The sequence below is a fragment of the Streptomyces sp. NPDC002232 genome (genome assembly GCF_042890295.1).
Taxonomy (GTDB): domain Bacteria; phylum Actinomycetota; class Actinomycetes; order Streptomycetales; family Streptomycetaceae; genus Streptomyces.
On sequence record NZ_JBIARV010000005.1, the window covers coordinates 908,004 to 922,474 of the forward strand.

Sequence of the window (14,471 nt, forward strand, 5' to 3'; positions counted from 1 at the left end):
AATTCGGAAATCTGTGGACAGGAAGCGGAAAGGGGAAAAGTTGATCACTCCGAAGAGTGACGATCTTCGCTCGGAACCCCCTCCGCGGCTCCGCCGGCGGCCCCCTCCGCGCCCCCCACGCCGTCGGCGCCTCCGCCTCTCCTCCGGGCGGGGAAGCGGAGTTCGTTCCGGTCGATCTTGGCGGCGAGGGCCGCGAGCGGATCGACCCCGACCGCCTGACAGAACTGGAGCAGGTAGGCGAGCACGTCCGCCACCTCGTCGGCGACCCGGTGCGCCTTCTCCGGATCCTCCATCACCCGCTCCGCTTGCTCGGGCGTCAGCCACTGGAAGATCTCCAGGAGTTCGGCCGCCTCCACGCTGAGCGCCGCTGCCAGGTTCTTCGGCGTGTGGTAGGGCTGCCAGTCGCGGGCCGCCGCGAACTCGACCAGCCTGCGCTGAAGCCCCGCCACGTCGTTGTTGTCCGTCACACCCCCAGGTCTACCACCGTCACCCCGGGCGTCCGCCGTGCCTCCCCCGCCGACCGCTCGCCGAGCGTGGCCGCCACCCGGACGTGCCCGTCGGCGGCGATGTCCGCAGCCAGTCGGAGCAGTTCGCCCAGCTGGCGTCCGTCGAGCCCCCGGTCCAGGCCGTCGGCGAGCACCGTCAGGCTCTGCATGGCGTCCGGCACCTCGGCGATCCGGTCCATCTCCAGGACGCCGGGGCCGGTGAGCAGGGTGAGCGCGAGGGCCAGATAGCGGAGTTCGCCGTCACCGAGGCGGCCCAGCGGGGTGGCGGGGCGCGCGCCTCGCTCCAGGACCGCGCGCAGGGTGCCCTCCGGAAGCTCCTGTACGCCGAGACCCGTCACCGGGCCCGCGCAACCCGCTCCGGCGACGGCCGCGAGGCGGTGGTGCCGACGAGGGCAGTCCGTGTGGGTGCGGTGGAGGACCTCGGCGAGGTTGCCGCAGCCGCGCCGCAGCCGGCCCTCGCCCGGCGGCACGGGGGCCCGCATCCGCTCGGGCCTGGGGTCGCACGCGAAGGCGGAGCGCAGCCCCACGACCACCTGCTCGGCGGCGGCCAGGACCTCCAGCTGTCCCCGGGTCTTGCCGGCGACCCGCAGCGGAAGCAGGGCCGTACCGAGCAGGTCGTCCGGGAACGGGGCCCGGGTGACGGGGGTGGCTCCCGCCGTGTGCCACTCGGCCTGGACGGCGCTCCGGCCGGGGTCGCGGAGGGCGGTGGCGAGCAGGGTGCGGCCGTCCCGGCCGGTGAGCCGCTCGCCCACGATCCGGAGCCGGGGCTCGGCCTGGACCGCGACGTCGAGGTGGACGGGTCCCTCGGGTCCGTCGACCGTGCACCCGATCCGGAAGCCGCGCCGGCCCTGGGCGTCGGGGCGGGCGCGCTCGGGGACGCAGTCGGCGGCGTCGGGGAACACCTCGTCGAGCGGGTCGCCCGCACCGAGCCGGGCCAGGGCCTCGTACGCCCGCAGCGCGGTGGACTTGCCGCTGCCGCTGGGCCCGGCGAAGACGGTGACCGGGCCGAGCGCGTGCACGGCCGAGCGGTGTCCCGCGAAGGCGGACAGCCGCAGCTCGGTCACGGCGGGCCGGGCGACGCGCGACGCGCCCCCGCCGCCGACGGCGACCCGGCCGCCCGTGGCGACTCGTCGCTCCGTGCCACCCCGCCCCGCCCCGCCGACCCGGCCCTCTCCCGCGACCGGGCCCCGCGCCTCGGGGACGGAGGTACGGGACCCGGATCCCCGAAGTCCGGAGACCAAGGACGCACGGGGAGCGGGGACAGCGGCTCCGGAGGGAACGGAGGAAGCAGAGGAAACGGAGGGAACGGACACGACGGCGGCCGAATCCGCCAGGGGCGAACCCGCCGAGGAAGCACCGGAACCGACAGAGGAAGAGCCGTCGGCGGACGAGCCTTCGGCGGACGAGTCGTCGAGGGAAGAACCGTCAGGAGAAGAACCGTCGGGCGACGAGCCGTCCGGGGAAGGGTGGATCGGAGGTACGGGAGAACGGTGCACTGAGGAAGGAACGACGTCGGAAGAGGGGGCGTCTGACGTGCGGGCGAGCGTGGAGCCGCCGGTGAGGTCCATGCCCGGACCGTACGCAGATCATTCCCTGGCGAACCGTTACGGCGAGATGGTCTTCCTACGATCGGGGGACGCCGGCGCCCCGGCCGTCCACCAGGCCTTCCTCGTCCTCGCTCTCCGCGCCCTCCACCTCCGTGCCGGCCGGGGCCAGCAGGAAGACGTTCCGGTCGACGCGGTGCATCCCGCTGCCGAGGCCGAAGACGACGCCGCTGCTGAAGTCGAGGATGCGCTTGGCGACCTCGGTGTCGGCGCTCGTCAGATCGAGGAGCACCGGGATCTGGGCGGTCAGGTACTCGGCGACCTCGCGGGCGTCGGCGAAGACCTGCACGCGGAGCACGACCATGCGGCGCTGCTCGGCGGATTCGTACGGCTCGGGGATCGGGCGGTGGTCGACTCTGGACGGCCATTCGTCACGGCCGCGCAGGGGCAGGACCTGCGCGAGACCCTCCCACTGCTCGTCGGTGACGTCGTACCTCTCGTACCTACTCATGGGTCCATCCTCCCGCTCCTCACCCGTTCGGCCCAACAACGACACGAGGTGATGCCGGGGAGGTGGTCGGCGCGCGGTCCGGTGTCATCCGGCGGCGCGGCGCGCGTCCGGGGGCGGCACGGAGTACGTCACCGTCGCGGAGGCCGCCAGATCGCCCGCCTCGTCGCTGAGTTCGGCGAGGACGACGCAGAGGCGCCGGCCGAACTTGGCCATGCGCGCGTGCGTGCGGAGCAGTCCGGGCCGGGGGCGGTTGAGGTAGCTGATCTGGAGTGAGGTGGTGAGCGCCATGGGGGTGGGGCGACCGAGCCGGGCGTTGATCAGGAGGAAGGCGGCGAGGTCGACGAGCCCGGCCTGTTCGGGGCCGGAGATCGTGCCGCCGGGGCGGGTGCGGAGCCGTGCCCCGTCCGCCTCCATGACGAGGTCCGTCCCGCTCGCGTCGGTGACGCGGCAGGCCGCGTAGTCGGGGAACTGCTTCTGTACGAGCGCGTTGAGCTCGTCCGCCGACAGGGTGACGGCCGCCGGATCGGGCCCCTGGGCCACGACGGGAGCGAGCCCGTCTCCGGCCCTCAGGACCTCGGCAGAAGCAGACCCGAGGACGACGGTGGGAGCGGGAGGCACAGCCGAGCCCGGCCGTGCCTCGTTCGCCCGCCGTGCCGCGCCCCCCGCCTCCCTCATCGGACGAAGCTCTTCGCCAGTCGGCGGAGCCCCTCCCCGATCTCCTCGGCCGAGTGCGTCGTGAAGGACAGCCGCATCGCGCCGGGGTCGGGCTCGCCGCAGAAGAAGGGCGCCCCCGGCACGTACGCCACCTCGTGGCCGACGGCGGTCTGGAGCAGGGCCGTGGCGTCGTACCCGGCGGGGAGGGTCGCCCAGATGAACATGCCGCCCTCCGGCCTGTTCCACCGGGAGCCCTCGGGCAGCGCCGCCGGCAGGCCCTCCAGCATCGCGTCCCGGCGCTCCTGGTAGGCGGAGCGCATCACCGCGACGTGCGCGTCGAGGTCGCTGTCGCGCAGGTAGCGGGCGGCGGCGGCCTGGTCGATCGTCGAGGTGTGCAGGTCCGCGGCCTGCTTGGCGATGACGCAGGCGCGGCGGAGTCCGGCGGGCGCGCGCAGGTAGCCGAGCCGGAGGCCGGGGGCCATCACCTTGGAGAAGGAGCCGAGCAGGACGGTGCGGTCGGCCGCCGCGGGGTCGGCGGCGATGGCGGGGACGCGCTCGCCGTCGTAGCGCAGTTCGCCGTACGGGTCGTCCTCGATGATCCAGAAGCCGTGCCGCGCGGCGGCCTCGGCGACGGCGTGACGGCGCTCGGCGGGGAGGGTGCGGCCGGTGGGGTTCTGGAAGGTGGGGACGATGTAGAGCAGCGTGGCCTTCTCGCGGACCGCGATCTCCTCCAGGGCCTCCGGGATGAGGCCCTGGTCGTCGGTGGGCACGGGCACGACGCGGGCGCCCGCGAAGCCGAAGGTCTGGAGGGCGGCGAGGTAGCAGGGGTCCTCGACGAGGACCACGCTGCCCGGCTCGACGAGGGCCGTGGTGAGGAGCGTGAGCGCCTGCTGCGAGCCCGTGGTGACGAGCAGGTCGTCGGCGTCCGTGGGCAGTCCGCGCGCGCTGAGCCGGGCGGCGACGGCGGTCCGCAGCTCCGGGTCGCCCTCGGTCGTCGAGTACTGGAGGGCGTGCTGGGGGTTCTCCGCCAGGACGCGGTCGTACGCGGCGCGGATCCCGTCGATGTCGAACAGCTCGGGAGCGGGCAGGCCTCCGGCGAACGAGATCACCTCGGGCCGAGCGGTGAGCGCCAGGATCTCCCGTACCGGCGAGGAACCGATGTCGGCCAGCCGGGAGGCGGTGGCCGGCACGGGCGCGGAGGAGGTGGCGTTCGTGGGCGCGGAGGCGGCAGAAAGCATGGCGCCAGCATATAGAGATTGGAGGCGGTGTCCAGGTCGTTCGATTCCCGCCGGGCGTGGCCGAGTTGACCCTCTCGGGAACGCGCGGAGAGGGGTGTTCCGGGGGCGCGTGGGGATTCCCGCCGTTCCGATCCGGCCACTCTGCGGGTCGTGGTAATCCAGCCGCCGGAGAGAAATTCGGAGGAATGCGCTCCCCCTGCTTTTCTCGCTGGTCGCCCCCGGAGAGGAGGGCCGGGGTGATCTTTCCTCGCCCTGTCCGACGCGCCGCCGTCGCTCATCGGCGTGGTTCTTCCCGCGTCGCGGACGACTCGGGGAAATCGGCCATTCCGGTCGCTGGACTCATTGATGGACGCGCTGCGGCGTGGATAGCGTGCGTCCGCGCCGACACCGCGAGGAACGCGGTATCCGCCGCACGGCCGGCGGGCTTTCGGGTCGAAGTCGAACGAGCGAGGCGAGTGGATCACCATGGCATCTTCCGTTCCCGTCGACGAGGTCGTCGTCGTCCGCACTCCCGAGGAATTCCTCGCCATGCCCGAGGACTACCGGGAGATCGCCGTCCGGGGAATGATCGTCAACACCGAGGGCGAACTGTCGGGCGCCGACGACTACATCCAGGTGTTCCTGCCGCTGGCGCCGAACGCCGAGGAACGCCAGGTCTGCGCCGAACGCGCGGTCGAGGAGTACGACCACTACAAGATCGGCAAAAGGATCCTCGCCGACATCGGCGTGGACACCGGCTACATGGAACAGCAGCGGCTCGCCGACCGTGATCTCTTCGCCGGCCACGAGTTCCACACCTGCACCACCTGGGCGGAGCGCGGAATCTTCTCGTACATCGGCGAGGAGACCGCGATGGTGATGATCTCGGAATTCGCGCAGAGCAGTTACAAACCGTGGGCCGAGGCGGTGCGCACGATCATTCTCGACGAGAAGGTGCACATCGCGCACGGCGCGCGGGTCTGCCGGAATCTCGCCCGCACCGAGGAGGGCCGCGAGGAACTCCAGCGGGGTCTGGACCGGTTGTGGCCGGGATTCAACCGGATCTTCGGAAGCGCGCGTTCGGAGCGGTCGAAGCTCGCGGTCCGCTACGGGCTGCGGCAGACCACCAACGGCGAGGCCCGCGACATCTGGCGGGCGAAGGTCACCCCGCGCATCGAACACCTCGGCCTGAAGGTCCCGGAGTAGACCGGAGCCCCCGGCGCACGACGGGCCGCGGTACGAGGAGCACGGCGCACCCGCACGCGAGAGACACCGAGCAGCAGTCCGACCGAGGAGTCCGCACGCCCATGGCCACCCCCCTCACCATCACCCCGCGCCCGCTCGGCCGCCGCGAGGCCAAGGAGCGCACCGCCGCCCTCCTGGCGGAACGTCCCGATCTCGCCGAGCGCCTGCACCGGCTGCGCCGTCTCGGCCGGGAGGTGCGGTCCTGCGAGGTCCACCTCACCAACACCTGCAACATCCGCTGCAAGGGCTGCTGGTACTTCGAGGGCGGCTTCGACACCGCCGTGCGCGAGCTCTCCGACCTGGACAGGATCCGTTCCTTCGCCCGCCGGCTGCGGGACGAGGGCGTCAACCAGGCCACCCTGATCGGCGGTGAGCCGACCCTGGTGCTGCGCCGGGTGGAGACCTTCGTCGAGGAGCTGCCGTACATCACCATCTCCACCAACGGCCTGCGCCCGATGCCCATGCAGGGGTTCGAGCACATCGCGGTGGCGGTCAGCATCTTCGGCGGCGGGCCGCTCGACGACGACCTGCGGGCCATCCGCGTCAACGGATCGAAGTTCACCGGTCTGTTCGACACGGCGCTGTCGCACTACCGGGACGACCCGAGGGTCCTGTTCATCTTCGCGCTCTCCGAGGACGGGCTGCCGTACCTCGAACCGACCGTGCGCAGGATCGCCGAGAACGGCAACATCGTCACCTTCAACTTCTACAGCGAGCACGGCTCGGACCACCCGATCCGGATCGCGAACGAGCGGCGCGTCCTGGACGAGGCCCTGCGGGTCAAGGAGGCGTACCCGGAGGCCGTCGTCAGCCATCCGTACTTCATCCGCAGCCTGATCACCGGCACCTCGCACTGGGGGGCGCGCTTCGGATACGACGTCTGCCCCAGCCTCAGCGTCGACCATCCGGACCACGAGGAGCGGGTGGCCAACGGCAACCCGGTGATCCCGGGCTTCGCCGCCTGGGGCGCCGACTACGAGACGTTGCAGTTCTGCTGCACGTCCGGGGAGTGCGGCGGCTGCCGCGACAGCCAGGCCGTCTACAGCTGGCTGGTGGTGAGCGCCTCCCGCTTCCTGGACAGCGCCGCGCGCCTGGAGGAGTGGGTGGACATCGCGGAGAGCTACTGGCGCCAGTGGCACTGGTCGCCGTACCACGCCTCCCGGTCCGCCACCTGACCGAGACCGTCCGTCCATCCGGCCGTCCGCACACCGCACGGGAGAGTCATGTCCGAGACCCTGGACCGCGCCACCATCGAGCGGTTCCTCACCGACGCCCTCGTCGAGCTCGGCGTCGACGCCGCCGACGTCCTGCCCGGGGCCGCCCTCGACGACCTGGAGATCGACTCGCTCGACATGGTTGAGCTCGCGCAGTCCGTCAAGCGGGACCTCGGCGTGCCGGTCCGCACGAAGGACTTCGACGGCATCGACACCGTCGGGCAGATCCTCGAACTGTGCTGCGAGAAGGCCGGAGTTGAGTGATCCGCGACCGCGGGGCCGGGACGTCGTCGTCACCGGTTTCGGCGCGGTCACCCCGCTCGGTGTCGGCGCCGGGGTGCTCCACGAGCGCGCCGTCGCCGGGGACTCGGCGCCACCGGGTCCGCCTCCCGCCCATCCGGCGGTCCGGCCCGCGGACTTCACCGCCTCCGACCATCTGCCGCGGCACCTGGTGCGCCGCACCGACCGGTTCACGCAGCTCGCGCTGGTGGCGGCGGAGGAGGCCCTGACGCGGGCCGGGAAGCGCGACGGGGATCCGTCGCCCTGGCCGTCCGACCGGGTCGCGTGCGTCATCGGCTGCGGCCTCGGCGGCACGGGCTCCTTCGAGGCGCAGCGGGAGGTGTACGGAAGGGAGGGCGCGGGCTTCGTGTCGCCGCTGATGATCCCCCAGATGATGGCCAACGCGGCGGCCGCCCACCTCTCCATGCGGCACGGTTTCCGCGGCGAGAGCCTCTGTGTCGCGTCGGCGTGCAGCAGCGGTGCGCAGGCCGTGGGCACGGGGATGCGGCTGCTGGCCGCCGGCGCGGCCGACGCCGTCGTGGTGGGCGGGGCGGAGGCCGCCTCGTCGGACCTGGTGGCCGCGGCCTTCGGGAACGCCGGCGCCCTCTCCCCCACCGGTTCCTCCCGCCCCTTCGACCGGGACCGGGACGGCTTCGTCATCGGCGAGGGCGCCGGGATCCTCGTCCTGGAGACGGCGGCCGGTGCCGCCCGGCGCGGGGCCGAGGTCCTCGGAGCCGTACGGGGGTACGGGGCGACCTCCGACGCCCATCACGTGACCGCGCCCGACCCCACCGGCGGGCCCGCGGGGCGGGCGGTGGCGCTGGCCCTGCGGGAGGCCTCGGCGGAGCCCGGGGAGCTGGCGTACGTGAACGCCCACGGGACCGGCACCGCCCTCAACGACCGTCTGGAGTGCGAGGCCCTGCGGCAGGCCCTCGGGGCCGACGTCCTCGCGGGGCTGCCGCTGTCCTCCGGCAAGGGCGCCCTCGGGCACCTCTTCGGGGCGGCGGGCGCGGTCGAGGCCGTCGCCACGCTCCAGGCGCTGCGGCACGGCGTCGCGCCGCCGACGGCGGGGCTGCGCCGTCCGGACCCGGCCCTCGGTCCGCTCGACCTGGTCCGCACGGCGAGGAAGCTCTCCCCGCGCGCGAGGACGGGCGAACTGCTCGGGCTCTCCACCTCCTTCGGTTTCGGCGGACACAACGCGGCGCTCGTCCTGGCCGTGGAAGGGCGGTCCTGATGCGCGCGTCCCGCGGCCCCGACGGCCTTCCCGACCTGCTCGGCTTCTCGGGGCGCCGCTATCTGGTGACCGGTGTCCTCAACGACGACTCGATCGCCTGGCACACGGCGCGGGCGCTCCAGGAGGCGGGCGCGGAGGTGCTGCTCACGGGCTTCGGGCGGTCCCGGCGGATCACCGAGGCGGCGGCCTCCGGCCTGCCGTACCCCGCCGACGTCCTGGAACTCGACGTGACGCGCCCCGAGGACATCGACGCGCTGACGAAGGAGCTGGAGCTCCGCTGGGGAGCCGTCGACGGCGTCCTGCACGCGATCGCCGCCGCGCCGCAGTCCGCGCTCAGCGGCAACTTCCTCACCACTCCCGTCGAGAGCGCGTCCCTGGCGCTGCGCACGGCGGCGTTCTCGCTGCACTCGCTGACGACCGCGCTCGCCCCGCTGCTGCGCGAGGGCGGAGGCGCGGGGGCGGCCCGGGGCAGCGTCGTCGGGCTCGACTTCGACTCGTCGGGGGCCTGGCCGGGTTACGACTGGATGGGCGTCGGCAAGGCCACGCTGGGCGCGGTCTGCCGCTATCTCGCGCTCTACCTCGGGCGCTCCGGGATCCGCGTCAACCTGGTCGCCGCCGGGCCGGTCGAGACCGTGGCGGGGCGGGCGGTCAGCACCTTCGACCGGATCGCCGAGCGCTGGGAGCAGGAGGCGCCGCTCGGCTGGAACCGCGCCGACCCGGCCCGGCTGGTCGGTCCGGTGCTCTTCCTGCTCTCGGACCTGGCGGCGACGGTCACCGGGGAGATCGTGCACGCGGACGGCGGGATGCACGCGGTCCGCATGGGGGCCGGCGCGCTCGGCGAGCCCCCGGGCCCGGGGGCCCCGGCCCGCACGGCGGCGGGCCCCGCAGGAGCGACCCGTACGAACACGGGCCCGGGCGTCCCACCCGCCACGAACGCGACCCCCGCCGGACCGTCCCCCACGAGCGCGGGCCCCGACGTCCCACCCGCCACGACTACGCCCCCCGCAGGACCGTCCCCCACCTCGAAGGAGACCCTCTGATGACCGCGGCGATCGTCGGTGTCGGTTCCGCGCTGCCCGAGCGGGCCGTGCCCAACAGCCACTTCGCCGCCATCGGCTCCTCCGACGAGTGGATCGTGAAGCGGACCGGCATCCGGCAGCGCCACTTCCTGCCCGAGGACGGTCACCTGGCCGATCTCGCGCTGGCCGCCTCCCGGATCGCGCTGGCCCAGTCCGGGCGCACCGCGCGCGAGGTGGGGCACGTCGTCGTGGCGACCACGACCCCCGACCGGACGACCCCGGGGCTCGCGGTCGAGGTCGCCGCCCGGCTGGGGGCGGACCGCGCCGCCGCGTTCGATCTGCACGCCGCCTGTGCCGGGTTCGTGTACGCCCTGGACCACGCCGTGGCCCTGATCGAGTCGGGCCGGGCCCACACGGTGCTGGTCTGCGGCGCCGAGGCGCTGACCCGGATCACCGATCACCAGGACCGGTCGACGGCGGTGCTGCTCGGCGACGGCGCCGGGGCGGTGGTGGTGGCGGACGTGGAACCGGGTCCCTCCGTCGAGCCGGCCTTCCGCCTCGGCTCGGACGGGGACCTGATCCCGCTGCTCCACGCCGACCGGTACGACCGGAAGCTCCGGATGGACGGGCCCGAGATCTTCGTCCAGGCCGTGGAGCGGATGAGCGAGGCCGCCCGGGACGTCCTCGCGCGGCGGGAGCTGACGGCCGAGGACGTCGACCTGTTCGTCGCCCACCAGGCCAACGCGCGCATCGTGCGGGCCGTGGGCAAGGAGCTCGGGGTCCCGCCGGAGCGGCTCTACCTGAACGTGGACCGGGTCGCCAACACCTCCTCCGCGTCCATCCCCCTCGCCCTCCACCAGGCCTGGCGGGAGGGGCGCCTGGGCCCGGCGGGCCTGCTCGGGGTGGCCGGGTTCGGCGCGGGAGTGACGTGGGGCGCGGGGGTGATCGGCTGGCAGCTGCCGGACGGGGACCCCGGAGCCCCGGGGCGCCGATGAGGACCTCCCCGTTCCCCGTGCTCGCCGAGCTCACCGCCCCGGACGGCGCCACGCTGGTGGTCCGCGTCCACGCCCGCCCGGAGCCCGCCGCGCCGGTCGTGGTCGTGCTCCCCGCGATGGGGACGGCCGCCCGCCACTACACGCCGCTGGTCCGGGCGCTGCACCGGCGGGGCGCGACCGTGGTGACGACGGACCTGCGGGGTCACGGGGAGAGCACCCCGGTCCCCGCGCGCGGGGTGCGCTTCGGCTACCGGGAGCTCGTCGAGCACGACATCGGCGCGGTCCTCGACGCCGTGGAGCGCGCGTTCCCCGGGGTGCCCCCGCTGCTGCTCGGGCACAGTCTCGGCGGCCAGCTCGGGCTGGTGCACTGCGGACTGGTCCGGCCGCGTCTCGCGGGGGTCGTCCTGGTGGCGAGCGGTTCCGCCTGGTGGCGCGCGCTGGGCACGGGGGCGGATCCACGACCGGGCGCGAAGTGGCTGGTCCGGAGCCTGCTGTGCGTGGCGGGCGCGGAGCTGCTCGGGTACTGGCCGGGGCACCGGTTCGGTTTCGGCGGGCGCGAGTCCGTCGGCGTCATGCGGGACTGGGCGCGCCAGATGAGGACGGGGCGGTACGGGGCCGGGGGCGCCGTCGCCGACTACGAGGAGGCGCTGCGGGGCGTCGATCTGCCCGTGCTCGCCGTGGACGTCGAGGGGGACGCGCTGGCTCCGGCGCGGGCCGTGGACCACCTGTGCGCGAAGCTCCCCCGGGCCGCCGTCCGGCGCTGGACCTACCGGGCGTCGGACGCCGGAGGCCGGCCGCTCGACCACTTCCGCTGGATCCGGCACAACGCGGGCCTGGTCGAACGGATCGCGGCGTGGGCGGAGTTCCCCGCGCCGGAGGGCGTGGACGGGCGGCGGGGCGGCACGCCGTCGGGTGCCCGGGCGTGAGGGACCGGGGCGAGGAGGACGTGCTGCTCGGCTCGCTGCTGCCGGACGGGGTGCGCTGGGCGGAGGGGACCGGCGAGCCCGACGGGCCCTGCCCGTATCCCGAGGAGGAGGCCCTGATGGCGCGTGCCGTGCCCGGCAGGCGCCGGGAGTTCGCGGCGGCGCGCGTCTGCGCCCACCGGGCCCTCGCCGCCCTGGGGGCCGCGCCGGGCCCGCTGCTGCGGGGGCGGCGCGGGGCGCCCGCGTGGCCCGCGCGGACCGTCGGCAGCATCACGCACTGCGCGGGGTACCGGGCCGCCGCGGTGGCGCCGGCCGGCCGCCTGCTGGCCCTCGGCATCGACGCGGAGCCGCACGCGCCCCTGCCGCCCGGGGTGCGCGGGGCGGTGGCGTTCGGACCGGAGGAGGCCTGGCTGCGCACGGCGGCGGCCGGGCGGCCCGACCTCGCGTGGGACCGGCTGCTGTTCAGCGCCAAGGAGTCCGTGTACAAGGCCTGGAGCGGGTACGGCGGCGCCTGGCTGGGCTTCGAGGACGCCGAGGTGTCGTGGTGGCCCGGGACGGACACCGCCCCGGACGGGATGCCCCACGCGGCGGACCGCGACCGGGATGCCGCGAACCCCCTGAGCAGCGCCCCGGACACCGCCCCGGACGGGCACCCACCGCGCCCCGCACGCGCGCGTGCCGGTCGTCTCCGTGCCGCCGGCCGGTTCCGGGCGCGGCTGCTGGTCGCCCCGCCTCCGCCCGCACCGGTGGGGCCGCACCCCTTCCCGCGCGTGCTGGACGGGCGCTGGCTCGTCCGGGAGGGCCTGCTGCTGACCGCCGTCGTCGTCCCCCGCCCCGTACCGCCCCCGCATCGCACGGCCCCGAAGGAGCACCCCTGATGAGCTTCGACGACGGCACCGTTCCCGCGCTGCTCGCCCGGAGCGCGGCCGAGCGTCCGGGACGGACCGCGCTGCGGTGCGGTCCCGACGCGCTGACGTACCGCGCGCTCGACGAGCTCGCCGACCGGGCCGCCGCGCTGCTGCACGCGCGCGGGATCGTGCCGGGCGACCGGGTGGCGCTCTCGCTGCCGAACGGCACGCTGTTCGCGGTGCTCTACTACGGCGTGCTGCGGGCCGGTGCGATCGTCGTCCCGCTCAACCCGCTGCTGCGCGCCGGGGAGGTCCGGCACTGTCTGGCGGACGCGGAGGCGGCGCTGCTCGTCGCACCGCTCGGGGACGGCGGGGAGGCCGTCGAGGGCGCCCGGCTCGCGGGCACCCCGCACCTCGCCGTGGGACCGGACGCCTTCGCGGGGCCGCGGGCGGGGCACGCGCGCGTACCGGAGGCGCCCCGCTCCCCGCTGGACACGGCGGTCGTGCTCTACACCTCCGGCACCACCGGGTCCCCGAAGGGCGCCGAGCTCACCCACCGCAACATCCGGCGCAACGTCGACGAGGGCGTCCGGGTCCTCGGGCTCGGGCCGTCCGACGTGGTCTTCGGCGGGCTGCCGCTCTTCCACTCCTTCGGGCAGGTGATGGGCCTCAACTGCGCGGTGTCCGTCGGCGCCTGTCTGACCCTCATGGCCCGCTTCGACCCGGGGGACGCGCTGACGCTCGTCGCGCGGGACCGGGTCACGGTCCTCCTCGGCGTGCCCACCATGTACGGGCTGCTGCTGCGGCATCCGGACCGGGCGCGGCACGACGTCTCCTCGCTGCGGGTCGGCCTGTGCGGGGGTTCGCCGCTGCCGGTGGCGGTGCTGGCCGGCTTCGAGTCCGGCTTCGGCTGCGCGGTCCTGGAGGGGTACGGCCTGTCCGAGTCGTCCCCGCTCGCCTGCGTGAACCGGATCGACCGGCCGCGCTCCCCCGGCACCATCGGCATCCCCGTCGAGGGCGTGGAGATGCGGGTGGTGGACCGGGACGGCAAGGAGGTCCCCGACGGGGAGGTCGGTGAGCTCGTCATCCGGGGCCACAACGTGATGAAGGGGTACTGGCGCCGCCCCGAGGCCACCGCAGAGGCGGTACGGGACGGCTGGCTGCACACCGGCGACCTCGGGACCCGGGACGCGTCCGGCGACTTCCGGGTGGTCGACCGCGTCAAGGACGTCGTGATCCGGGGCGGGTTCAACGTGTACCCGAGGGAGGTGGAGGACGTCCTGCACCTCCACCCGGACGTGGCGGAGGCCGCCGTCCTCGGCGTCCCGCACCCGGTGCACGGGCAGGAGGTGGCCGCGGCGGTGGTGCCGCGGCCCGGCCGCGAGGTCTCCCCGGCCGAGCTGCGCGCGCACGTGCGGGAGCGGCTCGCCCCGTACAAGTACCCGCGCCGGATCTGGCTCACGGACGCCCTGCCGAAGGGGCCGACGGGGAAGGTCCTCAAGCGGGCGATCGTCCCGCCGGACGGCGTGGGGACGGACCGGGTCTGATCAGGCCCGGTCCGACTCCGCGTCCGCCCACAGGGAGCGGACGTGGCCGAGGTGACGGGTCATGCAGGCCTCGGCGCCCTCGGCGTCCCCGGCGATCATCAGGTCGAGGAGCTCGACGTGCTCCTCGGCGGAGGAGACGAGCTTGCCGGCCTCGTCGAGGCCGGTCAGACCGTAGAGCCGGGAGCGCTTGCGCAGGTCGCCGACGGTCTCGACGAGCCGCTCGTTCCCGGAGAGGGCGAGCAGCGCGAGGTGGAAGCGGCGGTCCGCCTCCAGATAGCCGATGAGGTCGTGCTCGCGGGCGCGGGAGACGATCTCCTCGGCGACCGGGCGCAGCTCCTCCAGCTGCTCCCGGGTGGCCCGGCGGGTGACCCGGCCGACGGTGGGGACCTCGATGAGCGTGCGGAGCTCGGTGTACTGGTCGAGGTCCCGCTCGCTGACCTCGGTGATGCGGAAGCCCTTGTTGCGGACGGGCTCGACCAGGCCCTCCCGGGCCAGGTCGAGCATGGCCTCGCGGACCGGGGTCGCGGAGACGCCGAGGTCGGCGGCGAGCCCGGGGGCGGAGTAGACCTGTCCGGGCCGCAGCTCCCCGGCGATCAGGGCGGCGCGAAGGGCGTGGCCGACCTGGTCGCGCAGACGTTCCTGCGCCCTGACGAGGCCGTACTGCTTCAGGTCACCCATCGTGCGTCCTCCGAGAAGTCACGGGGGAGCATCGTACAATGTCACGTTTCGCCGCCG

Annotated in this window: 14 protein-coding genes and 1 pseudogene; 9 read left to right on the plus strand and 6 right to left on the minus strand. The window is 74.5% G+C overall.

All coding sequences use genetic code 11. The annotated features are described in order from the left end of the window. Positions 1-44: 44 nt before the first annotated feature. The 5 genes from ACFYXU_RS27150 to ACFYXU_RS27170 form a co-directional block, all read right to left on the minus strand. Positions 45-467, minus strand: a complete 423-nt coding sequence (locus ACFYXU_RS27150) for a nucleotide pyrophosphohydrolase (RefSeq protein ID WP_376511151.1) — start codon at positions 465-467, stop codon at positions 45-47. Beyond that, positions 464-1,570 (minus strand): ATP-binding protein, encoded by a 1,107-nt coding sequence (locus ACFYXU_RS27155; protein ID WP_389460372.1) that lies wholly within the window; start codon positions 1,568-1,570, stop codon positions 464-466. The genes ACFYXU_RS27150 and ACFYXU_RS27155 overlap by 4 nt, the downstream gene beginning before the upstream one ends. 559 nt (positions 1,571-2,129) lie before the next feature. Beyond that, positions 2,130-2,561 carry a cell division protein SepF gene (locus ACFYXU_RS27160; RefSeq protein ID WP_361404332.1) on the minus strand — a complete coding sequence of 144 codons (432 nt, stop codon included), beginning with the start codon at positions 2,559-2,561 and terminating at the stop codon, positions 2,130-2,132. Positions 2,562-2,645: 84 nt separating this feature from the next. Beyond that, positions 2,646-3,101, minus strand: coding sequence for a PaaI family thioesterase (locus ACFYXU_RS27165; protein ID WP_376511147.1), 456 nt, complete (start codon positions 3,099-3,101; stop codon positions 2,646-2,648). Positions 3,102-3,232: 131 nt separating this feature from the next. Beyond that, entirely contained in the window at positions 3,233-4,453 is a 1,221-nt protein-coding gene (locus ACFYXU_RS27170; RefSeq protein WP_389460374.1) for a PLP-dependent aminotransferase family protein, read from the minus strand. 465 nt (positions 4,454-4,918) lie between these two features. Here ACFYXU_RS27170 and ACFYXU_RS27175 point away from each other — a divergent pair, with 465 nt between their 5' ends. The 9 genes and pseudogenes from ACFYXU_RS27175 to ACFYXU_RS27215 all read left to right on the plus strand — a co-directional run bounded on the left by ACFYXU_RS27175 (position 4,919) and on the right by ACFYXU_RS27215 (position 13,736). After that, positions 4,919-5,638, plus strand: a complete 720-nt coding sequence (locus ACFYXU_RS27175) for a Phenylacetic acid catabolic protein (protein WP_329857161.1) — start codon at positions 4,919-4,921, stop codon at positions 5,636-5,638. Between the two features lie 101 nt (positions 5,639-5,739). Continuing rightward, positions 5,740-6,852 carry a radical SAM protein gene (locus tag ACFYXU_RS27180; RefSeq protein ID WP_361404320.1) on the plus strand — a complete coding sequence of 371 codons (1,113 nt, stop codon included), beginning with the start codon at positions 5,740-5,742 and terminating at the stop codon, positions 6,850-6,852. A gap of 48 nt (positions 6,853-6,900) precedes the next feature. Next, complete coding sequence (locus tag ACFYXU_RS27185; RefSeq protein ID WP_329857163.1) at positions 6,901-7,155, plus strand: phosphopantetheine-binding protein; 255 nt, start codon at positions 6,901-6,903, stop codon at positions 7,153-7,155. Next, on the plus strand, positions 7,148-8,404 hold the full coding sequence (locus tag ACFYXU_RS27190; RefSeq protein ID WP_361404317.1) for a beta-ketoacyl-[acyl-carrier-protein] synthase family protein: 1,257 nt from the start codon (positions 7,148-7,150) through the stop codon (positions 8,402-8,404). Before ACFYXU_RS27185 ends, ACFYXU_RS27190 begins: the two co-directional genes overlap by 8 nt. After that, positions 8,404-9,234 (plus strand): annotated as a pseudogene (gene fabI, locus ACFYXU_RS27195) (enoyl-ACP reductase FabI); the annotation flags it as partial. The gene ACFYXU_RS27190 and the pseudogene fabI, both read left to right, overlap by 1 nt. 209 nt (positions 9,235-9,443) lie before the next feature. Then, positions 9,444-10,418, plus strand: a complete 975-nt coding sequence (locus tag ACFYXU_RS27200; RefSeq protein ID WP_389460377.1) for a beta-ketoacyl-ACP synthase III — start codon at positions 9,444-9,446, stop codon at positions 10,416-10,418. Beyond that, the gene (locus ACFYXU_RS27205) at positions 10,415-11,344 is read left to right on the plus strand and encodes an alpha/beta fold hydrolase (RefSeq protein WP_389460379.1); all 930 of its coding nucleotides are present in this window, start codon (positions 10,415-10,417) and stop codon (positions 11,342-11,344) included. Before ACFYXU_RS27200 ends, ACFYXU_RS27205 begins: the two co-directional genes overlap by 4 nt. Continuing rightward, positions 11,341-12,219: a 4'-phosphopantetheinyl transferase gene (locus tag ACFYXU_RS27210; RefSeq protein WP_389460381.1), complete on the plus strand. Its 879-nt coding sequence runs from the start codon at positions 11,341-11,343 to the stop codon at positions 12,217-12,219. The genes ACFYXU_RS27205 and ACFYXU_RS27210 overlap by 4 nt, the downstream gene beginning before the upstream one ends. Beyond that, positions 12,219-13,736 carry a long-chain fatty acid--CoA ligase gene (locus ACFYXU_RS27215; protein WP_389460383.1) on the plus strand — a complete coding sequence of 506 codons (1,518 nt, stop codon included), beginning with the start codon at positions 12,219-12,221 and terminating at the stop codon, positions 13,734-13,736. Before ACFYXU_RS27210 ends, ACFYXU_RS27215 begins: the two co-directional genes overlap by 1 nt. Here the strand turns inward: ACFYXU_RS27215 and ACFYXU_RS27220 are convergent, their stop codons facing one another. Further along, positions 13,737-14,414, minus strand: a complete 678-nt coding sequence (locus ACFYXU_RS27220) for a GntR family transcriptional regulator (protein WP_361404304.1) — start codon at positions 14,412-14,414, stop codon at positions 13,737-13,739. Between the last annotated feature and the right edge of the window lie 57 nt (positions 14,415-14,471).